Genomic DNA, 23,829 nt, shown 5'->3' on the forward strand with positions numbered 1-23,829 from the left:
ATCAGGGAGAGTTTCATGACGCTGCACGACATTCCGCTGCGCACCCTCGCGGGCGAGCCGACCACGCTGGGCGCGTACAGCGGCCGGGCCGTCCTCTTGGTGAACGTGGCCTCCAAGTGCGGGCTCACCCCGCAGTACGAGGGCCTGGAGCGGCTGCAGCAGAACTACGGGGACCGGGGCCTGACCGTGCTCGGTGTCCCGTGCAACCAGTTCGCCGGGCAGGAGCCGGGCAGCGCGGAGGAGATCCAGAGCTTCTGCTCGACGACGTACGGGGTCACCTTCCCCCTGTTGGAGAAGATCGACGTCAACGGCGCGGACCGGCATCCGCTGTACGTGGAGCTGACGAAGCTGGCGGACGCGGAGGGAGAGGCCGGGGACGTCCAGTGGAACTTCGAGAAGTTCCTCATCTCGCCGGCCGGTGAGCCCGTCGCGCGGCTCCGGCCGCGCGCCGAGCCCGAGGCCACGGAGGTCGTGGCGGCGATCGAGGCGCAGCTGCCCGGCTGAGTACGCCGGAAGGGGGCGGTCCGGTACGCGTGTCCCGGACCGCCCCCTTCTGTCGCCGTCAGCGGATCGGCATGCCCGACAGCGTGCGGGCGATCACCAGGCGCTGGATCTCGCTGGTGCCCTCGAAGATGGTGTAGATGGCCGCGTCGCGGTGCATGCGCTCGACCGGGTACTCCCGGGTGAAGCCGTTGCCGCCGAGGATCTGGATCGCCTGCGCGGTGACGTCCCGGGCGGTCTCGCTCGCGTACAGCTTGGACATGGAGCCCTCGGCCGAGGTGAACGGCTTGCCGGTGGTGGCCATCCAGGAGGCGCGCCAGACCAGGAGCCGGGCGGCGTCGATCCGGGTGCGCATGTCGGCGAGCTGGAAGGCGATGCCCTGGTTGTCGATGATCGGGCGGCCGAACTGGCTGCGGGTCTTCGCATAGTCGAGGGCGACCTCGTAGGCGGCGCGGGCGGTGCCCACGGCCATCGCGCCGACGGCCGGGCGGGACGCCTCGAAGGTGGCCATCGCCGCGTTCTTGACCCTCTCGCCGCCGGACTTGGCGCGCTCCCGGGCGCGGGCGAGGCGCTCGTCGAGCTTCTCCTTACCGCCGAGCAGGCAGTGTCCGGGGACGCGGACGTCCTCCAGGACCACCTCGGCGGTGTGCGAGGCGCGGATGCCGTGCTTCTTGAACTTCTGGCCCTGGGAGAGGCCGGGGGTGTTCGGCGGCACGATGAAGGAGGCGTGTCCCTTGGAGCCGATGTCGGGGTCGACGACGGCGACGACCACATGCACGTTGGCTATGCCACCGTTGGTCGCCCAGGTCTTGGTGCCGTTGAGTACCCACTCGTCCTTGGCCTCGTCGTAGACGGCCCGGGTGCGCATCGAGGCGACGTCCGATCCGGCGTCGGGCTCGGACGAGCAGAAGGCGGCGACCTTCACGTCGGCGGCGTCGCCGTACATCTGCGGGATCCAGGTGCCGATCTGCTTCTCGGTGCCGTTGGCGAGGACGCCGACGGCCGCCAGACCCGTACCGACGATCGACAGGGCGATGCCCGCGTCGCCCCAGAAGAGCTCTTCCATGGCCATGGGGATGCCGAGACCCGTAGGGTCGAAGAACTGCTGGGCGTAGAAGTCCAGGGAGTAGATGCCGATCTTGGCCGCTTCCTGGATGACAGGCCAGGGCGTTTCCTCACGCTCGTCCCACTCCGAGGCGGCGGGGCGGATGACATCCGCCGCGAAGCCGTGGAGCCACTCCTTGACCTGCTTCTGGTCGTCGTTGAGATCGAGCGTGAACTCGGCCATGTTCTGTTCCCCTCCAGGCACTGCGGCGAAAACCTTGTGTTACTTCCGGTAACCACAGTCTGTTACCGGCAAGTAGGCACTGTCAACCGCCACGGAGCCGATCAGGCGCCCGCCCTGCGGAGTGTTACGTTGCGCGGGCGTGCAGAGGCGATGCGACGGCATCGCGTGGCCAGGGGTGGGAGAAGAGACGACATGGAGACCGCACGAAGCGCCGAGCGACAGCGGACCGCGGCCGAGCGCCGTCGCCGCGAGTTGCTGGAAGCGGCGGACCGGGTGGTGCTCAGGGACGGACCGCAGGCCTCGATGAACGCCATCGCCGCCGAGGCCGGGATCACCAAACCCATCCTCTACCGCCACTTCGGGGACAAGGGCGGCCTCTACCGCGCCCTCGCCAAGCGCCACACCGACGCGCTGCTCAGCGCCCTGCGGGCCGCCCTGGACGCACCCGCCGACCGGCGTGAGCGGGTGGAGTCGACGCTCGACACCTATCTCGCCGCGATCGAGGCCCGCCCCCAGGTCTATCGCTTCCTGATGCATCCCGCCGACGGTGCCGCCACCGACACCGCCCCCTCCCCCGAGCAGGGCTTCGACGTCGGCCGGCACTCCGCCCCGCTGCTGCGCCGCCTCGGCGAGGAGCTGGGCCAGGTGATCGCCGAGCGCGTCGACCTGGGCCCGGACAGCGAGCAGATGGCCCGCATCTGGGGACACGGGATCGTCGGCATGATGCACGCGGCGGGCGACTGGTGGCTCGGCGACCGGCCCTGCTCCCGCGAACGGCTGGTGAGCAGCCTCGCCGATCTGCTGTGGGGCAGGCTCGCGGAGGCGGGCGACCTCCAGGGCGGCCCGGGGTTCTGACCGCTCAGCCCTTCCGCGCCGCCCAGGGCGCGCGGCGCGCCGCACGCAGCGCCCGGGTGCGCCGCAGCCCGGTCAGCCGGTCAGTGTAGACCGTGCCCTCCAGGTGGTCGCACTCGTGCTGGAGGCACCGGGCGAACCATCCCGTCCCGGCGATCCGGACCGGCTCGCCCGTCATCGTGAGGCCCTCGACGACCGCGTGGTCGAAGCGATCCGTGCCCGCTTCCAGACCGGGAAGTGACAGACAGCCCTCCGGTCCGCGTACGGTGAGTCCGTCCGCCTCGACCAGTTCGGGATTGACCACGTGTCCCAGATGGCGGACATCGTCGTCGTCCGGGCAGTCGTAGACGAACACCTTGAGCGGGACGCCGACCTGATTGGCGGCGAGCCCGACACCCTGCGCGGCGTACATCGTCGCGAACATGTCCTCGACCAGCCGCGCCAGCGACGGGCCGAAGTCCGTGACGTCCTCGCAGGCGCGGTGGAGCAACGGGTCGCCGAGCAGACTCATCTCACGGACCAGTCCGGAGCTGCCGGGGATCGGGCGGTTTCGCATGGCGGCAAGGTTACGTTCCGCCGGGGGCGGGGAGTTCCCGTGGTGCCGCGGTGCGGTCGCCGCGCCGGACATCGATAGGCTGGGCGCGGACCGATGCAAGGAGGATCTAGGACGATGGCAGGCAACACGGAGCCGTTGTCGCCGCGGGCCAAACTGGCCGTGACGGCGGGCAAGGCCGCGGCGGCGGTGTCACGCGCCGCGGGGCGGGGCAGCGGATCGGTGATCGGCGGCCGGGTGGCGCTCAAACTCGACCCCGACCTGCTGGGGCGGCTGGCGCAGCACCTGGACGTGATCCTCGTGTCGGCGACGAACGGCAAGACGACCACCACACGGCTGATCGCCGAGGCGCTGCGGGCCGCCGGGCCCGTCGTGTCGAACGCTCTCGGCGCGAACATGCCCGCGGGCATCACCTCGGCGCTGGCCGGCGGATCGGACGCGAAGTTCGGTGTGATCGAGGTCGACGAGAAGTATCTGGCGGGTGTCGCGCGCGACACCACGCCCAAGGCGATCGCCCTGCTCAACCTCTCGCGCGACCAGCTGGACCGCGCGGCGGAGACCCGGATGATGGCCGAGCACTGGCGCGAGGGCCTCTCCGGCTCGAAGGCCGTGGTCATCGCGAACGCGGACGACCCGCTGGTCGTCTGGGCGGCCTCCTCCTCGGCCAACGTGGTCTGGGTGGCGGCCGGCCAGGCGTGGAAGGACGACGCGTGGTCCTGCCCGTCCTGCGGCGGTGTGATGCAGCGCCCGGGCGACGACTGGTTCTGCGGGCAGTGCGGCTTCCGCCGCCCCGCCCCGAGCTGGGCGCTGAACGGCGACTACGTCCTGGACCCGCACGGTTCGGCCTGGCCGATCCACCTCCAGCTGCCGGGCCGGGCGAACAAGGCGAACGCCACCAGTTCCGCCGCCGTCGCCGCCGTCTTCGGCGTGCCGCCGCAGGTCGCGCTGGAGCGGATGTACCAGGTGCAGGCGGTGGCCGGACGCTATGACGTCGTCACCTTCCAGAACCGTGAGCTGCGTCTGCTGCTGGCGAAGAACCCGGCCGGCTGGCTGGAGACCTTCTCGCTGATCGACCCGCCGCCGACGCCCGTGATCCTCTCGGTGAACGCGCGCGGCGCGGACGGCACGGACACCTCCTGGCTGTGGGACGTGGACTACACGCAGCTGGCGGGTCACCCGATCTTCGTGCTCGGCGACCGGAAGCTGGACCTCGCGGTCCGCCTCGAAGTGGCCGGTCTCGACTTCCGGGTCTGCGAGACGCTCGACGAGGCCGTGCAGTACGCACCCCCCGGCCGCATCGAGGTCATCGCCAACTACACCGCCTTCCAGGATCTGCGCCGTCGTGTCGGCAACTGACCCCGGCCCCGGCCACCTCCGGAGAGGACGAAGCATGAGCAACAACGGTCTGCGTCTGGTCTGGGTCTACCCCGACCTGCTCAGCACCTACGGCGACCAGGGCAACGCCCTGGTCGTGGAGCGGCGTGCCCGACAGCGCGGTCTGGACGTGCAGCGCGTCGACGTGCGCAGCGACCAGCCGGTGCCGACGTCCGGCGACATCTATCTGATCGGCGGCGGTGAGGACCGGCCCCAGCGCCTGGCGGCCGAGCGGCTGCGCCGCGACGGCGGGCTGAGCCGGGCCGCGTCCAACGGCGCGATCATCTTCTCGGTCTGCGCGGGCTACCAGATCCTCGGGCACGAGTTCGTCAACGACCTCGGAGAGCGCGAGGCCGGTCTCGGGCTGCTCGACGTGGTCTCCACCCGCGGCGAGGGCGCGCGGTGCGTCGGCGACGTACTGGCGGACATCGACCCGCACCTCGGGCTGCCGCCGCTGACCGGGTTCGAGAACCACCAGGGCGTCACCCATCTCGGCCCGACGGCACGGCCGCTGGCCCGGGTGCAGTTCGGGCGGGGCAACGGCACCGGGGACGGCACGGAGGGCGCGTACAACGACACGGTCTTCGGGACGTACATGCACGGCCCCGTGATGGCCCGCAACCCGCAGATCGCCGATCTGCTGCTGAAGCTGGCCCTCGACGTGAACGCGCTGCCGCCCACCGACGACCGCTGGTACGACGCGCTGCGAGCCGAGCGGATCGCCTCGGCGACCCAGCCCGCCTGAGACACTTTCCGCTCGCCTGAGCAGTGTCCGCCTGAGGCGTTTTCCGCTCGGTTGAGCGGAGTCCAGCAGGCGGACGGCCGGTTCGGTCCCGCCACCCTGCGCCGGTAGGGTGGCGGGGATCCAACCGGACGACGTGGTCCGGTCGTCGACTCAACGTTGCAAAGGTTCCCGGGCCATGCGCATTGGCGTACTCACCTCCGGCGGCGACTGCCCCGGCCTCAACGCCGTCATCCGTTCCGTCGTGCACCGCGCGGTGGTGGACCACGGCGACGAGGTCATCGGCTTCCACGACGGCTGGAAGGGCCTGCTGGAGTGCGACTACCGCACGCTCGACCTTGACGCGGTGGGCGGCATCCTGGCCCGCGGCGGCACGATCCTCGGTTCCTCCCGGGTCCAGCCCGCGCATCTGCGCGACGGCGTGGAGCGCGCCCGCGGCCACGTCGCGGACCTCGGCCTGGACGCCATCATCCCGATCGGCGGCGAGGGCACCCTCAAGGCCGCGAACCTCCTCTCCGAGGCCGGTCTCCCGATCGTCGGCGTCCCCAAGACCATCGACAACGACATCGCCTCCACCGATGTCACCTTCGGCTTCGACACCGCCGTCGGCGTCGCCACCGAGGCCCTGGACCGGCTGAAGACCACCGCCGAGTCGCACCAGCGAGTGCTGATCGTCGAGGTCATGGGCCGTCACACCGGCTGGATCGCGCTGCACTCGGGCATGGCCGCCGGCGCCCACGCCATCGTGGTGCCCGAGCGCCCCTTCGACATCGACGAGCTGACCGAGCTGGTCGGCAAGCGCTTCTCGGCGGGCAAGAAGTTCGCCATCGTGGTGGTCGCCGAGGGCGCCAAGCCCCGTGAGGGCTCCATGCAGTTCGAGCAGGGCGTCAAGGACATCTACGGTCACGAGCGGTTCGCCGGGGTGGCCACCCAGCTCTCCGGGGAGCTGGAGCAGCGGCTCGGCAAGGAGGCCCGCCCGGTCATCCTCGGCCACGTCCAGCGCGGCGGCACGCCCACCGCGTACGACCGGGTCCTGGCGACCCGGTTCGGCTGGCACGCGGTGGAAGCGGCACACCGGGGCGAGTTCGGGATGCTGACGGCGCTGCGCGGCACCGACATCGTGATGGTCCCGCTGGGCGAGGCCGTCGAGACGCTGAAGACGGTGCCCGCCGAGCGGTACGCCGAGGCGGAGTGCGTGCTCTAGAACACCCCGTCCACCGCGTCAGGACACGTGGTCCCAGAACTGCCCCCGGCCGCAACCGCGACCGGGGGCAGTTCTACTCTGGACCGGACAACCGGCACGAAACGGGGACGTGTCCCCATCGGGAGTGAACAGATGGATCACAGCGGGCACGGCATGAACATGGATCTGCCGCCGTTCACGCTGGGGCGGGGGCTGGAACTCTCCGTCGACCCGTTCTTCCTGACCGGCTGCGTCCTGGCGCTCGCCCTGTACGGGTACGGCGTGGTGCGGCTGCGTCGGCGCGGGGACGGCTGGCCGGTGAACCGGATCGTGTTCTTCACCGTGGGCGTGCTGAGCATCGCGCTGGTGATGTGCACCAAGCTCAACGACTACGGCATGGTCATGTTCAGCGTGCACATGGTGCAGCACATGGTGATCAGCATGCTGTCGCCGATCCTTCTGCTGCTGGGCGCCCCGGTGACGCTGGCACTGCGCGCGCTGCCGCCGGCCGGGCGGGGGCGGACCGGGCCGCGCGAGTTGCTGCTGAAGCTGCTGCACAGCCGGTACATGAAGATCATCTCGCATCCGGTGTTCACGATCCCGCTGTTCATCGCGAGCCTCTACGCGCTGTACTTCACGCCGATCTTCGACTTCCTGATGAGCTCGAAGCCCGGCCACATCGGGATGATGGTGCACTTCCTCGCGGTCGGCCTGGTCTTCTTCTGGCCGATCATGGGCGTGGACCCGGGCCCGCACCGGCCCGGCTATCTGATGCGGATGCTGGAGCTGTTCGCCGGGATGCCGTTCCACGCGTTCTTCGGCATCGCGCTGATGATGGCATCGACGCCGATGGTCAAGACGTACGAGAACCCGCCGGCCTCGCTCGGCATCGACGCCCTGAGCGACCAGAACTGGGCGGGCGGCATCGCCTGGGCGTTCAGCGAGATCCCCTCCGTGCTGGTGCTGATCGCGCTCGTCTTCCAGTGGTACCGCTCCGAGCAGCGCACCGCGCGGCGCACCGACCGGGCGGCGGACCGCGACGGTGACAAGGAGCTGGCGGCGTACAACGCCTATCTCGCGTCTTTGCAGGCGCGCGGACAGTAGCGCGGAGGGCGCATACGGGGTGACCATGGGGACAACGGCCGCGCGGCCGACGAGGAGCGTGCGCGCATGTCCGGATCGACGAAGACCATGGGATACATGACCGGCGGGGCCCTGATCGCGGTGACCGCGTACACGGTGGCGCTGGGCAGCAGTGGCTGGCTCTGGTTCGGCTGGGTCGTGCTGGGTCTGTGCACCCTCGGCATGCTGGCCACGCAGGACACCTGAGCCCGCGGGACGGTCTCAGCAGCGGGTGAGCATGCCTGACGGACCCCGAGGCGGGTACGAGCCGGGAGACCGGTTCGCTACGGTCGCACGGTGGTGCCGGGGCCTACGCTTTGGTCGCGGCACCACCGTGACCTGGTAGTACGCAGCCCTGAACCCGGCAGTACAGCCCTGACGCCGACCCGGCAGAGCGAGGTGCACCCGCAAGGTGTTCTATTACGTCCTGAAATATGTCGTGCTGGGGCCCGTACTGCGGCTGTTGTTCCGGCCCCGGATCGAGGGTCTGGAGCACCTTCCCGAGGACGGCGCGGCGATCGTCGCGGGCAACCACCTCTCCTTCTCCGACCATTTCCTGATGCCGGCGATCATCAAGCGCCGCATCACCTTCCTGGCGAAGGCCGAGTACTTCACGGGCCCGGGCATCAAGGGACGGCTCACCGCGGCCTTCTTCCGCAGCGCGGGCCAGATCCCGGTGGACCGGTCCGGCAAGGACGCCGGGCAGGCTGCCATCCGTGAAGGGCTCGGCGTGCTGAGCAAGGGCGAGCTGCTGGGGATCTACCCGGAGGGCACCCGCTCGCACGACGGCCGGCTCTACAAGGGCAAGGTCGGGGTCGCGGTGATGGCGATCACCGCGCAGGTGCCGGTGATTCCCTGCGCCATGGTCGGCACCTTCGAGATCCAGCCGCCCGGCCAGGTCATGCCGAAGATCAAACGGGTCGCGATCCGCTTCGGCGAACCGCTGGACTTCTCCCGCTACGCGGGCATGGAGAACCAGAAGGCCGCGATCCGGGCCGTGACGGACGAGATCATGTACGCGATCCTCGTACTCTCCGGCCAGGAGTACGTGGACGAGTACGCGGCCAAGGTGAAGGCCGCCGAGCAGGAGGCCGCGCCGCCGAGGAAGTTCCCCAAGCTGCGACGCTGAGCGCGAATACGCCACCGGCAGAGCGCCCTCGCCCCGGTGGGTCGGCTCCCCTAGCGTCGGGTCATGAGCAGAGGACACGCATGGGTGCTGGGAGCGACGGGCCAGATCGGGCGGGCCGCGGTGCGGGCGCTGACCGGGGACGGCTGGGAGGTCACCGCGGCCTCGCGGGGTGGCGGCCGGGACGAGGGATGGGACGCCGGGGTCCGGGCGGTGGCGCTCGACCGTGACGAGGAGGGGGCGCTGGAGAAGGCGCTGGGCGAGAGCTGCGACGTACTGGTCGACATGGTGGCGTTCGACGGGGCGCACGCCCGGCAGCTGACGGGGCTGGCCGGCCGGATCGGATCGGCCGTCGTGATCTCCAGCGGGGCGGTGTACGAGGACGAGCAGGGCCGCAGCTTCGACACGCAGGCTTCGGTCGACGGATTCCCCCGCTTCCCGGTGCCGCTGCCGGAGACCTGGCGCACGGTGGCACCGGGTGACGCCTCGTACGCGACGCGGAAGGTCCTGCTGGAGCGGGAGCTGCTGGCGGCGGGCGAGGAGCTGCCGGTGACGCTGTTGCGCGCGGGCGCGGTCCACGGCCCGTACTGCCGCACACCGCGCGAGCTGTATGTGGTGAAGCGGCTGCTCGACGGGCGTCGGCGCCGGGTGTTCGTGTACGGCGGGGAGAGCCGCTTCCATCCGGTCCATGTGTCCAACGCGGCGGAGTTGATCCGGCTGGCTGCCGGGCAGCCGGAATCCCGTGTGCTGAACGCGGCGGACCCCGATGCGCCCACGGTCGCGGAGATCGCGTCGGCCATCGACGACGTGCTCGGGCGGGAGACGGAGACGGTGCTGGTCGACGGCGCTTCCCCGGAGGGGCATGTCGGGGTGACACCGTGGAGCGGCGCCCACCCCGTGGTCTACGACATGACGGCCGCCGAGGAACAGCTCGGGTACCGCCCGGTGACCGGGTACGTGGAGTCGCTGCCGGAGACGGTCGAGTGGCTCGCCGGGGAGCTGGCGGAGTGCGACTGGCGCGAGGCGTTCCCGAAGATGCTCGCCAACTACGGTGCCTGGCTCTTCGACTACGCGGCGGAGGACGCCTGGCTGGAGGCGTACGACCGGGGACCGCGCTGAGCGGTCCCCGGTCGTACGCCTCCTGGGCGATCTACTACGGCTTCGGTGTGGCGTGCGGGGCGCACGTCACATCGCGCCGGTCGGTCTTCCCGGTGAGCAGGTAGGTGTCCACCCGCTCGTTGACGCAGGGGTTGACCAGTCCGGTGACGCCGTGGGATCCGGCGTCCTTCTCGGTGATGAGCCGTGAGCCCTTGAACCGCTTGTGCAGCTCGACGGCGCCCTGGTAGGGGGTGGCCGCGTCGCGGGTGGACTGCACGATGAGAACCGGCGGCAGGCCCTTGCCGGTCTTCACGTCCAGCGAGGTCTGCTGCTTGGCCGGCCAGGTGGCGCAGGGCAGGTTCATCCAGGCGTTGGCCCACGTCATGAACGGGTACTTCTCGTGCAGCCGGGTGTTGTCCCGGTCCCAGGTGCGCCAGTCGGTGGGCCACTCGGCGTCGGCGCATTCGACGGCGTTGTAGACCGCGTTGCCGTTCTCGGCGGCGGCGTTGCCCGCGAGGTCGCTCATGTCGGGGGCGGCGGCGTCGACCAGGGCCTGGGTGTCACCGGCCCGGTAGGCACTCCAGGTCTTGGCGGTGGGGGCCCAGGCTGAGTCGTAGTACGGCGCGCCCTGGAAGAAGCCGATGAGCTCGGCGGGCCCGACGACGCCCCCGATGGGCTCCTTCTTGGCGGCGGTCCGCAGCTCCAGCCAGGCCTTCTCGACCTTCTGCGGGGTGTCGCCGATGCCGTAGACGGAGTCGTGCCTCGCGACCCAGGCCTTCCAGTCGTCCCAGCGCGTCTGGAAGGCGATGTCCTGGTTGAGGTTCGCCCGGTACCAGATGTTCTTCCGCGACGGGTCGACCACACTGTCGACGACCATGCGCCGGACGTGGGTCGGGAAGAGCGTGCCGTAGACGGCGCCCAGGTAGGTGCCGTAGGAGACGCCGAGGAAGTTGAGCTTCTTCTCGCCGAGCGCGGCCCGGATGACGTCCAGGTCGCGTGCGGTGTTGGGCGTCGTCATGTGCGGCAGCATCGCGCCGCTGCGCTCGCCGCATCCTTCGGCGTACTCGCGGGCCAGCTTGCGCTGGGCGCGCTTGTCGGCCTCGCTGTCGGGGACCGGGTCGGCCTTGGGGGCCTTGACGAACTCCTGCGGGTCGGCGCAGGAGATGGGGGCCGAGTGGCCGACGCCGCGCGGGTCGAAGCCGACGAAGTCGTACGCCTTCGCCGTCTTCGTCCAGAGCGGGTTCTTCGCGGTGATCCGGGCGGGGAAGCGCAGTCCCGAACCGCCGGGTCCGCCCGGGTTGTAGAGCAGTGCGCCCTGGCGCTCGCTCTTCGTGCCGGTGCTGACGTGCCGGTCGACGGCGAGCTGGATCTTCTTGCCGTTCGGCCTGGCGTAGTCGAGCGGCACGGTCACCCAGCCGCACTGGATGGGGGCGGTCAGACCCCAGTCCTCCGGGCAGTCCTTCCAGTCGATCCCGGCGTTCGCCGCCCGGTGCGCCGCGACGGCGACCCCGCGCGCCTCCGCGTCGCCCCGGCCGTGCCGGCTGCCGTCGGCATTGGCGGCGGGTGCGGCCATCGCCGCCGCTATGAGCGTGCCCGCGACGAGAGCCCCGGCAGAACCGAGCACCTTGGTACGTCTCACGTGGAACCTCCCCCTTCATCCGATCCGCCGCCGGAGGCGGCGTGGTCATCGGTACGTCGCGGGGATCCTTTCGCCTGTGGGGCACCCGGGGCCAGGGCGTACACCTGTTTCTTTACCGAACCCATAACCGGTGAAGAAGGTTCGCTGAGCGGACTCCGTCGGCCGGGCGGCCTTCAGCCCGTGTCGTGGTCCGCCTTCAGATCGTGTCGTGGTCCGCCTTCAGCCCGTGTCGTGGTCCGCCTTCAGGCCGTCCAGCAGCTCGCGCATCACCTCGTCCAGGAGCTCGCGCAGCAGGCGGGCGTCGGGGGCCACGGCGGTCACCAGGACGGCGGGGCCGGCGAGCGGGGTGAGGGCGGCGGTGGGCCCGAGGAGGCGTGCGGGGAGCGGGGCGTCCTCGAAGGCCGGGTCGGCGAGGAGGAGTTGGCCGACGGCCCGGTGGCCGCCGAGGACGGCGGGGCCGTCCCAGCCGCCGGGGGCGCCGGGCCCGTAGGTCAGTTGCTGGTCCAGGAGCGGGCGGCCCGCGCGGTGGACGGTGAGCCGGGTAGTGAGCGCGCCGGTGGGCTCGCCGTGCCGGCCGAGGATCTGTTCCTCGCGCAGCAGTAGGCGGGCGGTGGGGGCGAGTCGGACCCGGGTGGTCTGGTGCAGGTCGCTGCCGCGGGCGGAGACCAGCTGTTCGGGCAGCCAGTGCAGCATGGCCCCCTCCCCCACGCTCAGGTCCACGGTGTACGTGGACGGGCCGGTGTCCGCCCGTGGGCCCGGGAGGGCGACGGTGGCCGCCGCCGCGTCCACGGTGAGGCGCGCCCCGTCCGCGATGTCCGCCTCGATCGCCAGCCGGTCGCCGTTGAGCGGGGCGCTCATCGCGCCAACGACGGTGACCCGGGCGTACGCGGCCAGGGGTGAGCGGGTGCGGCGCAGGGCGAGCGGGCCGTCGCTGACCAGGACGGGCAGGGCGGTCCCGCCCCGCCCGTCGGGCTCGGCCCGGAGCCGGGCCGTCGCGCGGACGCTCACGCGGCCCAGGCGGCGAGCTGTGCCCGCACCCAGTCGGCGACCGGCCCGACACCCTCGGCCGAGGTCAACGAGGTGAAGGCGACGGGGAGTTCACCGCGCTGCTGCTTGGCGTCGAGGGCCATCTGCTCCAGGTCGGAGCCGACGTAGGGGGCGAGGTCGGTCTTGTTGACGACCAGGAGGTCGGCGGTGGTGACGCCGGGGCCGCCCTTGCGCGGGATGTCGTCGCCGCCCGCGACGTCGATGACGAAGATCTGCGCGTCGACCAGTCCCTTGGAGAACGTGGCGGTGAGGTTGTCGCCGCCGGACTCGACCAGGATGAGGTCGAGCGGGCCGACCGCGTCCTCCAGGTCCTCGACCGCTTCGAGGTTGGCGGAGATGTCGTCGCGGATCGCGGTGTGCGGGCAGGCGCCGGTCTCGACGGCCTGGATCCGCTCGGGCGGCAGGACCGCGTTGCGCAGCAGGAAGGCGGCGTCCTCCTGGGTGTAGATGTCGTTGGTGACGACGGCGATGGAGAGGCGGTCGCGCAGTTCGCGGCAGAGGGCGGCGACGGTGGCCGTCTTGCCGGAGCCGACGGGGCCGCCGAGGCCGATGCGCAGGGCGCGCCGAGTGCCGTCGGGGCGGGTGGCGTCGGCGCTGATGGCGGCGGGGCCGTCGTGGGAGTGACCGAGGTGCATGAGGGCTCCAGTGGTGGTCAAAAGGGTGGCTACGAAGCGAAGAGGCGGACCGGCCAGGCGGCGTGGGCCTCGGCGGTGATGTCGAGGAGCGGCGCCGAGGCGGTGGGCAGGGCGTCGATGCCCTGCCGGGCGGCCTCGGCGGCCTGGTCGGCGACCCGGTCCAGCTCGGGGGCGAGCCGGGCGAGTACGGCGGTGGCGTGGAAGGGGTCGAGGGAGAGGAGCCGGACGACGGCGGTGGCGGGGCCGCTGACGGTCTCGTACGCGACACAGTCGGCGGCGTCCACGGGGTCGAGACCCGCCGACCGTGCGGTCAGCCCGAGGACGACCGGCTGGTGGGCGCCGCGCGGCCGGGCCGCCGCGAGCGCGTCCAGTTCGGGGCTCGGCCAGGTGGCGCGGGCGGCCCGCATCAGCTGCCGGCCCAGTCTGCGCGCGGTGGCCCGCAGGGCGGGCGAGGGGGTACGGGCGTCGGCGGCCTCGTCCAGGGTGAGCGGGTCGAGGCCGTGGGCCGCCGCCGCGGCGAGGGCGGCGGCGGTGAGACCCGTGGTGTGCAGCCGGCCCCGGCAGAAGTCGGCGAGGGAGTCGGCGTCGAGGACGCGGCCCTCGGCGACGGCCGGTTCGGCGCCGCCGGAGTGGGCGTGTCCTCCGGCGGGGAACCGGCCGTCGGCGAGGACGAGGAGTGCTGCACGTGACATGGCCGGATCCGCTCAGAAGAGGAAGTAGCGCTGGGTCATGGGCAGTTCCGCCGCCGGGGCGGGCTCGACCGGGTCGCCGTCGATCGTGACGGCGAAGCTGTCGGGGTCGACGTGGACCTGCGGCAGGGCGTCGTTCTCCCGCATGTCCGCCTTGGTGACCCCCCGGGTGCTGGTGATCGGCACGAACCGCTTGTGCAGGGCGAGGCGTTCGGGCAGCCCGTCCTCGATCGCGGCGGCGGAGACGAAGTTGAACGATCCCTGGGCGGCCGCTCGTCCCAGGGCGCCGAACATCGGCCGGGGCAGCACCGGTTGGGGCGTCGGGATGGAGGCGTTGGCGTCGCCCATCTGCGCGTACGCGATCTGGCCGCCCTTGATGACGGTCCGGGGCTTCACGCCGAAGAACGCCGGGTCCCAGAGGACGAGGTCGGCGAGCTTCCCGGTCTCCACGGAGCCGATCTCCCGGTCCAATCCCTGCGCGACGGCCGGGTTGATGGTGTATTTGGCGACATACCGACGGACCCGGTGGTTGTCGGCCCGCCCGTCCCCGGGCAGGGCTCCGCGCCGCTTCTTCATGACGTGGGCGGTCTGCCAGGTCCGCAGGATCACCTCGCCGATCCGCCCCATGGCCTGGGAGTCCGAGGAGATGATCGAGATGGCGCCGAGATCGTGCAGGATGTCCTCGGCCGCGATGGTGGAGGGCCGGATCCGGGACTCCGCGAAGGCCAGGTCCTCGGGGACTGCGGGGTTCAGGTGGTGGCAGACCATCAGCATGTCGAGGTGTTCCTCGATCGTGTTGGCGGTGTGCGGCCGGGTGGGGTTGGTCGAGCTGGGCAGGACGTGGGGCTCGGAGACCACGCTGATGATGTCGGGCGCGTGCCCGCCGCCCGCCCCCTCGGTGTGGTAAGCGTGGATCGTCCGGCCGGCGATCGCGGCGAGGGTGTCGGCGACGAACCCGGCCTCGTTGAGGGTGTCCGTGTGGATGGCGAGCTGCGCGCCCGTCCGCTGGCAGACCGTAAGGCAGGCGTCGATGACGGCGGGCGTCGCGCCCCAGTCCTCGTGGATCTTGAATCCCAGCGCCCCGCCACGCAGTTGGGAGTCCATGGCCTCCTGCGACATCGTGTTGCCCTTGCCGAGCAGCCCGATGTTGACCGGGAAGGTCTCCAGCGCCTCGAACATCCTGGCCAGGTGCCAGGGTCCCGGGGTGATGGTGGTGGCCTTGGTGCCCTCGGCGGGGCCTGTGCCGCCGCCGACGAGGGTGGTGATGCCGCTGGAGAGTGCCTGGTCGACGAGGGTGGGAGAGATGAAGTGGACGTGGGCGTCGACCGCTCCGGCCGTGAGCAGCTTCCCGTTGCCCGCGATGATCTCGGTCTCCGGGCCGATCACCAGGTCGGGGTGGACGCCGTCCATGGTGTCCGGGTTCCCGGCCTTGCCGATGCCGGTGATCCGGCCGTCCCGGATGCCGATGTCGGCCTTGACGACGCCCCAGTGGTCGATGACGACGGCCCCGGTGATGACGGTGTCGGGCGCGCCCTCGGCGCGGGTGGTGCGGGCCTGGCCCATCGACTCCCGGATCACCTTGCCGCCTCCGAACACCGCCTCGTCGCCCGCGTGTCCGGGGCCGCCCGAGCGGTCCTCCTCGATCTCGACGAGCAGGTCGGTGTCGGCGAGCCGGATGCGGTCGCCGGTGGTGGGCCCGAACAGGTCGGCGTACACGGCTCTCTTGACGTCAGGCATCGAGGGCACCTCCGGTTTCGCCGCGCAGGCCGGGGACGACGCGGCGGCCGGCGAGGGGGACGAGTTCGACGTCGGCGGGGATCCCGGGTTCGAAGCGGACCGCCGTGCCGGCGGCGATGTTCAGCCGCAGCCCGTGGGCGGCGGCGCGGTCGAAGCGCAGCCCGGGGTTGGCCTCGGCGAAGTGGTAGTGGGAGCCGACCTGGACGGGGCGGTCGGCGGCGTTGAGGACGGTGAGGCGGGTGACCGCACGCCCCGCGTTGAGGGGGATGTCCCCGTCCCCGTACAGGATCTCTCCGGGAATCATCGGCGCGGCCCCGTCAGACGATCGGGTCATGGACGGTGACAAGCTTGGTGCCGTCCATGAAGGTGGCCTCGACCTGGACGTCGTGGAGCATCTCGGGGATGCCTTCCATCACCTCGTCCCGGGTGAGCAACTTACGTCCCGAAGCCATGAGTTCGGCGACCGTGCGGCCGTCCCGGGCGCCTTCCAGCAGATGGGCGGTGATCAGGGCGACGGTCTCGGGGTGATTGAGCCGCAGCCCGCGTGCCCGGCGCTTCTCGGCCACGTCTGCGGCCACATGGATGAGCAGACGTTCCTGCTCGTGCGGGGTCAGTTGCACGCTTCCACCTCATCGTCTTCCGTCCGGCTCCGGCTCCGGACGCAGCGGGACCCTATCCCCGTTCAACAACTCGTTGAACGGGGAACGGTGGCCTCGCGACCAGGTATTGCACGTTAGGGCGGAAGTTTTTCCATTGCGTTAACTGATCTTTTGCGGGTTCATGGACATCAGCCCGCGCAACCCGTTCCTCAGCACTTCGGGGTGTACGTCCCCGAAGAGTGCCTCCTGCACGATGAAGCCCTGCGCTGTCGCGATCATCGTGCGCGCCACATCGTCGCCGGGCACGTCGCTCGCCAGGATCCCGGCGGAACGGTAGGCGTCGACGAGCTTCGCCCAGGCGACGCGCATGGTCGCGTAGCCGTCGTCGACGAGCGCGGCGAGCCGTTCGTCGCGCAGGGTCTCGGACCAGAGCTGGACGACGAGCGCGGCGAAGGCCCGGCGCTCCAGCCGGTGCACCTCCCCCGCGAGCACCCCGCCGAGCACCCGGCCGAGCAGCACGTCCGGGGTGGGCGGCGGCGTCATACGGGAGGCCTCCTCGAAGGCGCCGCGGATGGCGGCGAAGGTCTCCTCCGTGATGGCCGCGATGATGTCCTCCTTGCCGGGGAAGTAGCGGTAGACAGCTCCGGCGGACAGACCCACCTCCCTGAGGACGTCCTGCATGGACGTGCCGTGGAATCCGTTGCGGGCGAAGCAGCGCGCCGCACCGTCGAGGATCTGACGGCGACGGGCGTCGAGGTGTTCCTGGGATACGCGAGCCATGGCACCAACTTAAAACGAACGTTCCTTCTTGACAATCCCGCACGGTGTGCCGACAGTGGGAAACAAGACGTAAAACGAACGATCCTTCTCTCAGACGCCGACGCAGACGCAGACGTAGTTCCAGTTCCAGTTGCAGTTGCAGTTGCAGTTGCAGTTGCAGTTGCAGTTGCAGTTGCAGTTGCTCCACTGCCGCACGAATCGAGGCCTCTCATGTCCACCGCACCCAACCGCCGCGCGGTGGCGGTGATCCTGTTGATCCCCCTGATGGTGACGCTCGCCCTCTGGGCCTTCGCCTGGCCCGCCGCCCGGATCGCACCGCGCGACCTTCCGGCCGGGGTCGCGGGCCCGGCGTCGGCGGCCCAGCAGCTGGAACAGCGCTTCGAGCAGCGCGACGGCGCGTTCGACGTGCACCGCTTCGACGACGAGGCCGCCGCCCGCACCGCGATCGAGGACCGGACCGTATACGGAGCCGTCGTCGTCACCCCTCGGGGACCCCACCTGCTCACCGCCTCGGCGGCGAGCCCCGTCGTCTCCCAACTGCTGCGCGAGGCCGTGACGGCATCCGCCCCCGAGGGCGCCCCCGTCCGGGTCACCGATGTGGTCGCCACGCCACCTGGGGACCCGCGCGGCAGCGCACTCGGCGCGAGCGTCCTGCCGCTGGCCCTGGCGGGCATGGCGGCCGGAGCCGTCGTCACCCTGATGGGGCTCCGCGGGGCACGGGCCGCGGTGACCCTGGTCGGGTCGGCCGCTCTGGTGGGCCTCGCCGCCACGGCCGTGGCGCACAGCTGGCTCGGCGCGATCGCGGGCGACTGGTGGGCGGAGGCGGGAGTGCTCGCGCTCACCGTGCTGGCCATCGGTTCGGCGGTGGCGGGACTCGCCGCCTTGTTCGGGCCGCGCGGCATCGGGCTCGGGGCGCTGCTGATGGTCCTGCTGGGCAACCCCTTCTCCGGCGTCACCAGCGCACCGGAGCTGCTGCCCGAGCCCGTCGGCGTGATCGGCCAGTGGCTTCCGCCGGGCGCGGGCGGTTCGCTGATCCGCTCGGTCGCCTTCTTCGACGGGAGCGCCGCGGGCGGCGCGGTGCTGACGCTCTCGCTATGGTCGCTGTTCGGCCTGGCGGCGGTGCTGTTCGTCCGCCGGGCGCCCACGACGGCCGAGCCGGCCGCACCCGTCCGGGAGCCGGCCCTGACCGGCTGAGCTCCGGATGGCGTCGCCGAGCCGGGCTGTCCCTCCTACGGGAGGGGCGCCCGGCTCCGTGCTGTCCCGGGCAGTCGGGGTCTCAGCCGTCCCGGCCGTCGTGGGGGCGGTGTTCGGCGGCGATGCCGAACCTGCGCCGTTCGCCCTGAGCGGATGGCGCGGAGCCGATCGAGGAGACCGAGCTGATCACCTGCTCCTCAGCAACGGCTTCCTCCGCTTCCAGTCGTTGCAGGTCAGCGGCGGAAACCAGCGCGACGAGCGGCTTGCCGTGACGCGTCACCACAACGCGTTCACCGCCGTAGACAACGCGGTTGATCAGTTCGGCGAGCTCCGCCCGTGCTTGCGTCACCGGAATCTCGTAGGCCATAGTCCCCATCATAACCTTCTGTACGTCCTGTACATTTTTTACGGACGGACAGCAGGTCGGTCAGCTCCAGGAGAGAGGCACCGCCATGATCCGCCCCGCCGCCCGCTACGTACTGCCGTCGTTCACCGAGCGCACCGCGACCGGAACCCGGACGCTGGACCCGTACTCCAAGCTGTTGTCCGAGCGGATCGTCTTCCTCGGGAGCCCGATCGACGACATCGCCGCGAGCGACCTCATCGCCCAGTTCATGTACCTGGAGCACGCCGATCCGGACCGGCCCCTGTCGCTCTACATCAACTCCCCCGGCGGCACGTTCCAGGCGATGGCGGCGGTCTACGACACGATGCGGTTCCTGACCTGCGAGGTGGAGACCTTCTGCCTGGGGCAGGCGGGCTCCTATGCGGCGGCCCTGCTGGCTGCCGGGGCGAAGGGGCGGCGACATGCGCTGCCCGGCGCGCGGGTAGTCATTCAGCAGCCCGCGATGGAGGATCCGATGCGGGGCCAGCTGTCCGACCTGGAGATCCACGCGCGCGAACTGGTGCGCACCCGCGAGATGTTCGCGGCCATGCTGGTCCGGGACACGGGCCGGACCGCGGAGCAGATCACCGCCGACATCGAGCGCGACACCATCCTCGACGCCAGGGCCGCCCTCGCCTACGGGCTGGTCGACCACGTCATGGAGAACCGCTGACTCTCCCGGCCGCCGTACGACGCGAGGTGAAACGCCGATGGAGCCACCCGAGTTCCCGCCCCTGCCCGCACTGACCCGGGCCGAGGGCGAGTTCGTCGACTGCTATCTGGCCGTGCTCGACCAGGTGGGCCGGATCAACCCGGCCCGTGGCAGCGACACCTACAGCGCGCTGCGGGCCGCCCAGGCCCTGGCCTCCCGGGCGGCCGCGCTGCGCGACGCCCTGGCCCTGATGCACGAGCGCGGCGAGTCGCGGATCCACGCCGCCACCCTGGCGCGGGCCCTGCGCGTCCTGGACGGGGAGCGCCGGGCGGGCCGGGTCGCGATGGAGCCGCCCGTGAACTGACCGGCCCCGCGCACGGGGAGCGCCGGACGGGAGCGGACCGGTCGGACCCGGGCACGACACGCCCGGTCCCGGGACCGATTCGTCTCGCTCGTTCGGCGTAGGCGATCACCCGCCCGAGCGACGGCTCAACTTGCGTTCGGCGCTAGGTCCGTACTCGAAATGTGCCCTTTCGTCGCTGGTACGAGGGTGTGCGCCCGGCTCGTGGGCGAGCGCGAATCCGACCTGTCCACCCGAATGGATCAGTGGTGAGGAGACTCACAAACCGCTGTTTCGGCTCGGAAATCCGGCACCGGGTGAGTCAAGATCCCTGGGACGACAAGCCCCCGCCACCGCGGCGGGGCGGTCCGGGCGGACGCCGAGTCCTGCCGCCGCCCGGATGACTGGTCGACAGGAGTGGATCGGCAGGAGTGGAGGACCCGAGCACAACGGGCCGCCCGGGAGACCGGGAAGCCCTCGGGGTGAAGCCGCGACAGCGGCCGGGCAACTTCGCCAGCCCGAACCCGACAGGTCATCCTTCACAGGCGGCTGACGAAGGGTTGCGCATGTCTGCGCAGGTTCATGTCCCGTCTCTGTTCGCCCGGGTCGGTACGGCCTCGGTACTCACCCTGGCCGTGACGTCCTCGATGCTGGCGCCCGGTCTGGTGAGCGATGCCGAGGCCGCCACCCACGCGACGAAGGCCCTGAAGGTCGCCGCGTCGAAGAAGGGGGCCCCCTACAAGTACGGAGCGGCCGGTCCCAGCCGCTTCGACTGTTCGGGGCTGACGGTCTATTCGTTCAAGAAGGCCGGCAAGAAGCTTCCCCGCACGGCACAGCAGCAGTACAACAAGACCCGCCACATCGGGAAGTCGCAGCGCAAACGCGGCGACCTCGTCTTCTTCCATTCGGGGCGCAGCGTCTACCACGTGGGCATCTACGCCGGGGCCGGGAAGATCTGGCACTCCCCCAAATCGGGGGACGTGGTGAGACTGGCCAAGATCTGGTCCAAGAGCGTCTGGTACGGACGGGTCCGCTGACCCGCCGACCGGACGCTCTTTCCGTGCGGACGGCCCGGCCCGTCCGTGACGTACACCGCGCCCTCAGCGCAGCAGGGGGCCGCTGACCAGCGCCAGTCCCAGACCGGTGAGCGCCACACCGCTGCCGCCCTCGATGGCGCGGGCGGTACGCGGGCGGCGCAGCCACCGGCCCAGCCGGTCCACGAGCAGGGCGACGGCCGGGAACCAGATCAGCGCCAGCACGACCACCAGGGCCGCGAGCAGCAGGGTCCTGGGCAGCGGCGGCTGCCCGTGGGGCACGAACTGCGGCAGCAGGCTGAGGAAGAGGACCGGGGCCTTCGGGTTGAGCGCGTTGGTCAGGAACCCCTGGCGCAGCGCGCGTCCGAACTCCCCGGTCACGGGCCGCCCCGGCTCGTCCTCCCGCATACCGGAGGGTGAGCCGGAGCTGTCCTGCGAGGGCCGGCGGCGGATCGCGTACAGCGCGCTGATCCCGAGGTAGAGCACGTACGCGCCGCCGAGCAGCTGGACGGTGCGGAAGAGCACCGGCATGGTCACCAGCACCGCGGCGAGTCCGGCGACCGCGAGCGCGGTGTGCACCAGCAGCCCTCCGGCGACGCCGAGCGCGGTGGCCAGGCCCGCGGTGCGCGAGGCCAGGGCGTTGCGTACGACGACGGTGAAGTCGGCGCCGGGCAGCGCGACCATCCCGGCGGCGACCCCGGTGAAGGCGATCAGTTGTGCGTCCATGGGTCCACCATGGACCGGCGGAGCCTTTAGCATGTACTTGCAATCTTCTGGGTCTGCCTTAAGGAACGCTTTCATGTACGACCCGACACGGCTCGCGGCACTCGTGGCGGTCGCGGAGGCCGGATCGATCACCCGGGCCGCCGCCCGCCTGGGCTACACCGCGCCCGCGCTCTCCCAGCAGCTGGCCAAACTGGAGCGGGAGGCCGGGGCGGCACTGCTGGTGCGCCACCACCGCGGGGCGCGGCTGACGGCGGCGGGCGAGCTGCTGGCGGGCCGGGCCCGGCGGGTCCTGGACGAGCTGGAGCAGGCGCGGCACGAGCTGGCGCAGCTGGCCGGGCTCTCGGGCGGCAGGCTGCGGGTGGGGACGTTCACGACGGCCGGGATCCATCTGCTGCCGCCGGTCCTGAGCGCGTTCCGGCGGGCCCATCCGGAGGTCGAGCTGGCCGTCGCCGAATACGAACCGCCGGGCGGCATCGCCGCGGTGGTCGCGGGCGAGGTGGACCTCGCCCTGACCCACGCCTACGAACCGGCGGCGGCCGAGCCCCCGTCGGCGGGCGTTCTCGTCGAACCCCTGCTGGTCGAGGAGCTGGTGCTGGTCGCCTCGGTGGGCCACCGGCTCTCCGAGGGCACCGGGCGGCTGCCGGTCGGCGAGCTGGCGGGGCGGCCACTGATCAGCAGCGCGCCCACCCACCCGCCCCGGCGCGGGGTCGAGAACGCGCTCGCCGAGGCCGGGGCGACGCCGGCCGTGGTCTGTGAGTCGCCCGGGTACGCGCTGGTGTGCGCGCTGGTCAGCGCGGGGCTCGGGGTGGCGGTGGTGCCGGAGATGGTCGCCTCGATGTCCTCGGCCCCGCTGTCGGTCCGGCGGCTGGAGCCCGCCTCGTTCCGCCGGACCATCTCGGTCGTGCACCGGGGCGACCGGTCGACCGCGGCGGCGGCGACGCTGCTCGCGCTGCTGCGCAGCGGCTTCGGCCGCGGGAGCACGCTCCCCGCGCGATGAGCCTCACCGGGTCAGCCCTGGATCGGGACGACCCAGGGGAGGGCGATCCAGACCGTCTTGCCGCCTTCGGCGGTCGGGGTCACCTGGAGCCGCCCGCCGCGCTCCTTGGCCAGTGCCCGGATGATGACCATGCCCCGGCCGTTGTCCTGCCGTACGGCGGCGGGCAGCCGCTGGGGCCAGCGGGGGTGACTGTCCGTGACGCCGAGGTACAGCTCCTCGTCGCGTTCGAGGCGCAGGTCCACGGTGAAGGTGGGCGACTGGCCGAACGTGTGCTGAACGGCGTTGGTGGCCAGCTCCGAGATGATCAGCCGGATGGTGTCGGCGAACTCGGTGTCGTCGGGCAGGCCCCATTGGGCCAGGGTCCTGGCGACATGTCTGCGGGCCGATGAGACCGAGACCGGATCGGTCGGCAGCGTGACGGTTGCTTCCTGATGATCTGCCATGGCGACGCCGTCCCTTTCCCGCCCTGGCCGACCGGCGGCCGGCCAGGATTGTGCTTCGCGCCAGATTGCCATTGATGCAGCTCCCTGTAACGGCGTTCGGCCAAGATATGCATATATCTGTCGCTCGAAGCGGTGAATTCGGGACCCGTACGGTGTGGGCGGGCGGCACACTGACCTCTCTGCGGGCCGGCCCCGATGACGGACCGGCCCTTTCCGACAGCAGAAGGAGACCGGCATGCTGCACGGCCCCGTCGTCCGACGCCGCAAACTCGGTGAGGAGCTGCGGAGTCTGCGCCACGCCTCCGGGCTGACCAGCCGGGACGCGGCGCGGCTGCTCGGCTGGCACCAGTCGAAGGTGAGCCGTATCGAGACGGGCGCGAGCGGGGTGACGCCCGCCGACGTGTCACGGCTGCTGGACGTCTACGCGGTGCGCGACACCCAGTTGCGTTCCCTGCTCGAAGTCCTCGCGGGGTCGGCGGGCGGCGGCGGTTCGGGCTGGTGGCATGCCTATCGGGGGCTGATCCCGCCGCAGTACCGGGACTTCATCAGCCTGGAGTCGCAGGCCAGTGCGGTCCGGACGCTGGAGACCTCGGTGGTGCCGGGGCTGCTCCAGACCGCCGGATACGCGCGTGCCGTGACCCGCGCCTCACTGGACGGCTTACCCGACGGCCGGCTCGACTCGCTGGTCGAGGTCCGGCTGACCCGCCAGCGTGTGTTGCGCGCGAGTCCGCCGCTGCGATTCACCGCAGTGCTGGACGAGGCGGTGCTCCACCGCGAGGTGGGCGGGCCGGAGGTGATGAGGGACCAGCTGCATCACCTGACCCAGGTTGCCCAACTGCCTCATGTGCAGCTGCAGTTACTCCCGTTCTCGGTCGGCGGATACGTCGGGCTCACCGGGCCTTTCGTTATTTTCTCTTTTCCGAACAATTCTGATCTGGATGTGGTCGTTCTTGACCACTTGACGAGTAGCCTCTACTTGGAGCGGAAAGAAGACCTCGACGCGTACAGCTCGGCCTTCCGTTCCTTGCAGGCACACGCGCTGTCACCAGAACGCTCGCTGGACCTCATCACCGAGATCAGACGCAGCTAAGGG

General features: G+C 71.2%; 28 protein-coding genes and 1 riboswitch. Of the genes, 15 read left to right on the forward strand and 13 right to left on the reverse strand.

Translation table 11 applies throughout. The features are described 5' to 3' along the window. The first annotated feature begins 15 nt into the window (after positions 1 to 15). Positions 16 to 504 carry a glutathione peroxidase gene (locus AB0F29_RS33400; RefSeq protein WP_361880173.1) on the forward strand — a complete coding sequence of 163 codons (489 nt, stop codon included), beginning with the start codon at positions 16 to 18 and terminating at the stop codon, positions 502 to 504. A gap of 58 nt (positions 505 to 562) precedes the next feature. Here AB0F29_RS33400 and AB0F29_RS33405 read toward each other — a convergent pair whose 3' ends face one another. Beyond that, positions 563 to 1,789, reverse strand: a complete 1,227-nt coding sequence (locus AB0F29_RS33405; RefSeq protein ID WP_361880176.1) for an acyl-CoA dehydrogenase family protein — start codon at positions 1,787 to 1,789, stop codon at positions 563 to 565. A 192-nt stretch (positions 1,790 to 1,981) separates the two neighbouring features. Between AB0F29_RS33405 and AB0F29_RS33410 the strand changes: the two genes are divergently transcribed. Next, positions 1,982 to 2,644: a TetR family transcriptional regulator gene (locus AB0F29_RS33410; RefSeq protein WP_361880179.1), complete on the forward strand. Its 663-nt coding sequence runs from the start codon at positions 1,982 to 1,984 to the stop codon at positions 2,642 to 2,644. 4 nt (positions 2,645 to 2,648) lie between these two features. Here the strand turns inward: AB0F29_RS33410 and def are convergent, their stop codons facing one another. After that, on the reverse strand, positions 2,649 to 3,197 hold the full coding sequence (gene def / locus AB0F29_RS33415; RefSeq protein ID WP_361880182.1) for a peptide deformylase: 549 nt from the start codon (positions 3,195 to 3,197) through the stop codon (positions 2,649 to 2,651). Positions 3,198 to 3,311: 114 nt separating this feature from the next. Here def and AB0F29_RS33420 point away from each other — a divergent pair, with 114 nt between their 5' ends. The 7 genes from AB0F29_RS33420 (at position 3,312) to AB0F29_RS33450 (ending at position 9,860) form a co-directional block, all read left to right on the forward strand. Next, on the forward strand, positions 3,312 to 4,550 hold the full coding sequence (locus AB0F29_RS33420; protein ID WP_361880185.1) for a MurT ligase domain-containing protein: 1,239 nt from the start codon (positions 3,312 to 3,314) through the stop codon (positions 4,548 to 4,550). Between the two features lie 34 nt (positions 4,551 to 4,584). Then, positions 4,585 to 5,313 (forward strand): glutamine amidotransferase, encoded by a 729-nt coding sequence (locus AB0F29_RS33425; protein WP_097870965.1) that lies wholly within the window; start codon positions 4,585 to 4,587, stop codon positions 5,311 to 5,313. A gap of 175 nt (positions 5,314 to 5,488) precedes the next feature. Continuing rightward, positions 5,489 to 6,514: a 6-phosphofructokinase gene (locus tag AB0F29_RS33430; protein WP_361880188.1), complete on the forward strand. Its 1,026-nt coding sequence runs from the start codon at positions 5,489 to 5,491 to the stop codon at positions 6,512 to 6,514. 132 nt (positions 6,515 to 6,646) lie between these two features. Continuing rightward, positions 6,647 to 7,597, forward strand: coding sequence for a cytochrome c oxidase assembly protein (locus AB0F29_RS33435; protein ID WP_361880191.1), 951 nt, complete (start codon positions 6,647 to 6,649; stop codon positions 7,595 to 7,597). Between the two features lie 66 nt (positions 7,598 to 7,663). After that, on the forward strand, positions 7,664 to 7,822 hold the full coding sequence (locus AB0F29_RS33440) for a hypothetical protein (RefSeq protein ID WP_003970622.1): 159 nt from the start codon (positions 7,664 to 7,666) through the stop codon (positions 7,820 to 7,822). 205 nt (positions 7,823 to 8,027) lie between these two features. After that, entirely contained in the window at positions 8,028 to 8,744 is a 717-nt protein-coding gene (locus tag AB0F29_RS33445; RefSeq protein WP_361880194.1) for a lysophospholipid acyltransferase family protein, read from the forward strand. 63 nt (positions 8,745 to 8,807) lie between these two features. Next, positions 8,808 to 9,860, forward strand: a complete 1,053-nt coding sequence (locus AB0F29_RS33450; RefSeq protein ID WP_361880197.1) for an NAD-dependent epimerase/dehydratase family protein — start codon at positions 8,808 to 8,810, stop codon at positions 9,858 to 9,860. Between the two features lie 34 nt (positions 9,861 to 9,894). Here AB0F29_RS33450 and AB0F29_RS33455 read toward each other — a convergent pair whose 3' ends face one another. The 8 genes from AB0F29_RS33455 to AB0F29_RS33490 form a co-directional block, all read right to left on the reverse strand. After that, positions 9,895 to 11,412, reverse strand: coding sequence for an alpha/beta hydrolase (locus AB0F29_RS33455; RefSeq protein ID WP_361880427.1), 1,518 nt, complete (start codon positions 11,410 to 11,412; stop codon positions 9,895 to 9,897). Between the two features lie 285 nt (positions 11,413 to 11,697). Beyond that, positions 11,698 to 12,486, reverse strand: coding sequence for an urease accessory protein UreD (locus AB0F29_RS33460; RefSeq protein ID WP_361880200.1), 789 nt, complete (start codon positions 12,484 to 12,486; stop codon positions 11,698 to 11,700). After that, positions 12,483 to 13,160, reverse strand: coding sequence for an urease accessory protein UreG (ureG, locus tag AB0F29_RS33465; RefSeq protein ID WP_361880203.1), 678 nt, complete (start codon positions 13,158 to 13,160; stop codon positions 12,483 to 12,485). The genes AB0F29_RS33460 and ureG overlap by 4 nt, the downstream gene beginning before the upstream one ends. 29 nt (positions 13,161 to 13,189) lie before the next feature. After that, complete coding sequence (locus AB0F29_RS33470; protein ID WP_361880205.1) at positions 13,190 to 13,852, reverse strand: urease accessory UreF family protein; 663 nt, start codon at positions 13,850 to 13,852, stop codon at positions 13,190 to 13,192. A 12-nt stretch (positions 13,853 to 13,864) separates the two neighbouring features. Continuing rightward, positions 13,865 to 15,586 carry an urease subunit alpha gene (locus AB0F29_RS33475; RefSeq protein WP_361880208.1) on the reverse strand — a complete coding sequence of 574 codons (1,722 nt, stop codon included), beginning with the start codon at positions 15,584 to 15,586 and terminating at the stop codon, positions 13,865 to 13,867. Continuing rightward, on the reverse strand, positions 15,579 to 15,890 hold the full coding sequence (locus tag AB0F29_RS33480; protein WP_361880430.1) for an urease subunit beta: 312 nt from the start codon (positions 15,888 to 15,890) through the stop codon (positions 15,579 to 15,581). The genes AB0F29_RS33475 and AB0F29_RS33480 overlap by 8 nt, the downstream gene beginning before the upstream one ends. 13 nt (positions 15,891 to 15,903) lie before the next feature. Next, positions 15,904 to 16,206: an urease subunit gamma gene (locus AB0F29_RS33485; RefSeq protein ID WP_361880211.1), complete on the reverse strand. Its 303-nt coding sequence runs from the start codon at positions 16,204 to 16,206 to the stop codon at positions 15,904 to 15,906. 138 nt (positions 16,207 to 16,344) lie between these two features. Then, complete coding sequence (locus tag AB0F29_RS33490) at positions 16,345 to 16,965, reverse strand: TetR/AcrR family transcriptional regulator (protein ID WP_361880214.1); 621 nt, start codon at positions 16,963 to 16,965, stop codon at positions 16,345 to 16,347. A gap of 210 nt (positions 16,966 to 17,175) precedes the next feature. Between AB0F29_RS33490 and AB0F29_RS33495 the strand changes: the two genes are divergently transcribed. Beyond that, complete coding sequence (locus AB0F29_RS33495) at positions 17,176 to 18,159, forward strand: ABC transporter permease (protein WP_361880217.1); 984 nt, start codon at positions 17,176 to 17,178, stop codon at positions 18,157 to 18,159. Between the two features lie 82 nt (positions 18,160 to 18,241). Here the strand turns inward: AB0F29_RS33495 and AB0F29_RS33500 are convergent, their stop codons facing one another. Beyond that, positions 18,242 to 18,526 carry a type II toxin-antitoxin system Phd/YefM family antitoxin gene (locus AB0F29_RS33500; protein WP_361880220.1) on the reverse strand — a complete coding sequence of 95 codons (285 nt, stop codon included), beginning with the start codon at positions 18,524 to 18,526 and terminating at the stop codon, positions 18,242 to 18,244. An 85-nt stretch (positions 18,527 to 18,611) separates the two neighbouring features. Between AB0F29_RS33500 and AB0F29_RS33505 the strand changes: the two genes are divergently transcribed. From AB0F29_RS33505 to AB0F29_RS33515, 3 genes are all read left to right on the forward strand, one after another. Beyond that, positions 18,612 to 19,217: an ATP-dependent Clp protease proteolytic subunit gene (locus AB0F29_RS33505; protein WP_361880222.1), complete on the forward strand. Its 606-nt coding sequence runs from the start codon at positions 18,612 to 18,614 to the stop codon at positions 19,215 to 19,217. A 37-nt stretch (positions 19,218 to 19,254) separates the two neighbouring features. Continuing rightward, the gene (locus tag AB0F29_RS33510; RefSeq protein ID WP_018957895.1) at positions 19,255 to 19,560 is read left to right on the forward strand and encodes a hypothetical protein; all 306 of its coding nucleotides are present in this window, start codon (positions 19,255 to 19,257) and stop codon (positions 19,558 to 19,560) included. 353 nt (positions 19,561 to 19,913) lie between these two features. Then, a riboswitch (cyclic di-AMP (ydaO/yuaA leader) is annotated at positions 19,914 to 20,099 on the forward strand. 3 nt (positions 20,100 to 20,102) lie between these two features. After that, positions 20,103 to 20,573 (forward strand): C40 family peptidase, encoded by a 471-nt coding sequence (locus AB0F29_RS33515; RefSeq protein ID WP_361880225.1) that lies wholly within the window; start codon positions 20,103 to 20,105, stop codon positions 20,571 to 20,573. 63 nt (positions 20,574 to 20,636) lie between these two features. Here the strand turns inward: AB0F29_RS33515 and AB0F29_RS33520 are convergent, their stop codons facing one another. Next, a complete protein-coding gene (locus tag AB0F29_RS33520; RefSeq protein WP_361880228.1) occupies positions 20,637 to 21,296 on the reverse strand; it encodes a LysE family translocator in 660 nt (219 codons plus the stop codon). Positions 21,297 to 21,369: 73 nt separating this feature from the next. Between AB0F29_RS33520 and AB0F29_RS33525 the strand changes: the two genes are divergently transcribed. Then, complete coding sequence (locus AB0F29_RS33525) at positions 21,370 to 22,293, forward strand: LysR family transcriptional regulator (RefSeq protein ID WP_361880230.1); 924 nt, start codon at positions 21,370 to 21,372, stop codon at positions 22,291 to 22,293. An 11-nt stretch (positions 22,294 to 22,304) separates the two neighbouring features. On the opposite strand, the gene AB0F29_RS33530 is transcribed toward AB0F29_RS33525, so the two are convergent. Then, on the reverse strand, positions 22,305 to 22,736 hold the full coding sequence (locus tag AB0F29_RS33530; RefSeq protein ID WP_361880232.1) for an ATP-binding protein: 432 nt from the start codon (positions 22,734 to 22,736) through the stop codon (positions 22,305 to 22,307). Between the two features lie 235 nt (positions 22,737 to 22,971). Here AB0F29_RS33530 and AB0F29_RS33535 point away from each other — a divergent pair, with 235 nt between their 5' ends. After that, positions 22,972 to 23,826: a helix-turn-helix transcriptional regulator gene (locus AB0F29_RS33535; RefSeq protein WP_361880235.1), complete on the forward strand. Its 855-nt coding sequence runs from the start codon at positions 22,972 to 22,974 to the stop codon at positions 23,824 to 23,826. The last annotated feature ends 3 nt before the right edge of the window (positions 23,827 to 23,829 follow it).

It is taken from the genome of Streptomyces sp. NPDC026589, from assembly GCF_040638385.1.
Classification (GTDB): domain Bacteria; phylum Actinomycetota; class Actinomycetes; order Streptomycetales; family Streptomycetaceae; genus Streptomyces.

Coding starts and splice junctions, on each gene's coding strand:
- AB0F29_RS33440 (WP_003970622.1), top strand. CDS start 7,664: ATGTCCGGATCGACGAAGACCATGGGATACATGACCGGCGGGGCCCTG.
- AB0F29_RS33535 (WP_361880235.1), top strand. CDS start 22,972: ATGCTGCACGGCCCCGTCGTCCGACGCCGCAAACTCGGTGAGGAGCTG.
- AB0F29_RS33420 (WP_361880185.1), top strand. CDS start 3,312: ATGGCAGGCAACACGGAGCCGTTGTCGCCGCGGGCCAAACTGGCCGTG.
- AB0F29_RS33425 (WP_097870965.1), top strand. CDS start 4,585: ATGAGCAACAACGGTCTGCGTCTGGTCTGGGTCTACCCCGACCTGCTC.
- AB0F29_RS33475 (WP_361880208.1), bottom strand. CDS start 15,586: ATGCCTGACGTCAAGAGAGCCGTGTACGCCGACCTGTTCGGGCCCACC.
- AB0F29_RS33500 (WP_361880220.1), bottom strand. CDS start 18,526: ATGGCCTACGAGATTCCGGTGACGCAAGCACGGGCGGAGCTCGCCGAA.
- AB0F29_RS33430 (WP_361880188.1), top strand. CDS start 5,489: ATGCGCATTGGCGTACTCACCTCCGGCGGCGACTGCCCCGGCCTCAAC.
- AB0F29_RS33525 (WP_361880230.1), top strand. CDS start 21,370: ATGTACGACCCGACACGGCTCGCGGCACTCGTGGCGGTCGCGGAGGCC.
- AB0F29_RS33435 (WP_361880191.1), top strand. CDS start 6,647: ATGGATCACAGCGGGCACGGCATGAACATGGATCTGCCGCCGTTCACG.
- AB0F29_RS33455 (WP_361880427.1), bottom strand. CDS start 11,412: ATGGCCGCACCCGCCGCCAATGCCGACGGCAGCCGGCACGGCCGGGGC.
- AB0F29_RS33450 (WP_361880197.1), top strand. CDS start 8,808: ATGAGCAGAGGACACGCATGGGTGCTGGGAGCGACGGGCCAGATCGGG.
- AB0F29_RS33530 (WP_361880232.1), bottom strand. CDS start 22,736: ATGGCAGATCATCAGGAAGCAACCGTCACGCTGCCGACCGATCCGGTC.
- AB0F29_RS33405 (WP_361880176.1), bottom strand. CDS start 1,789: ATGGCCGAGTTCACGCTCGATCTCAACGACGACCAGAAGCAGGTCAAG.
- AB0F29_RS33495 (WP_361880217.1), top strand. CDS start 17,176: ATGTCCACCGCACCCAACCGCCGCGCGGTGGCGGTGATCCTGTTGATC.
- def (WP_361880182.1), bottom strand. CDS start 3,197: ATGCGAAACCGCCCGATCCCCGGCAGCTCCGGACTGGTCCGTGAGATG.
- AB0F29_RS33515 (WP_361880225.1), top strand. CDS start 20,103: ATGTCTGCGCAGGTTCATGTCCCGTCTCTGTTCGCCCGGGTCGGTACG.
- AB0F29_RS33410 (WP_361880179.1), top strand. CDS start 1,982: ATGGAGACCGCACGAAGCGCCGAGCGACAGCGGACCGCGGCCGAGCGC.
- AB0F29_RS33400 (WP_361880173.1), top strand. CDS start 16: ATGACGCTGCACGACATTCCGCTGCGCACCCTCGCGGGCGAGCCGACC.
- AB0F29_RS33490 (WP_361880214.1), bottom strand. CDS start 16,965: ATGGCTCGCGTATCCCAGGAACACCTCGACGCCCGTCGCCGTCAGATC.
- AB0F29_RS33480 (WP_361880430.1), bottom strand. CDS start 15,890: ATGATTCCCGGAGAGATCCTGTACGGGGACGGGGACATCCCCCTCAAC.
- AB0F29_RS33470 (WP_361880205.1), bottom strand. CDS start 13,852: ATGTCACGTGCAGCACTCCTCGTCCTCGCCGACGGCCGGTTCCCCGCC.
- AB0F29_RS33505 (WP_361880222.1), top strand. CDS start 18,612: ATGATCCGCCCCGCCGCCCGCTACGTACTGCCGTCGTTCACCGAGCGC.
- ureG (WP_361880203.1), bottom strand. CDS start 13,160: ATGCACCTCGGTCACTCCCACGACGGCCCCGCCGCCATCAGCGCCGAC.
- AB0F29_RS33520 (WP_361880228.1), bottom strand. CDS start 21,296: ATGGACGCACAACTGATCGCCTTCACCGGGGTCGCCGCCGGGATGGTC.
- AB0F29_RS33510 (WP_018957895.1), top strand. CDS start 19,255: ATGGAGCCACCCGAGTTCCCGCCCCTGCCCGCACTGACCCGGGCCGAG.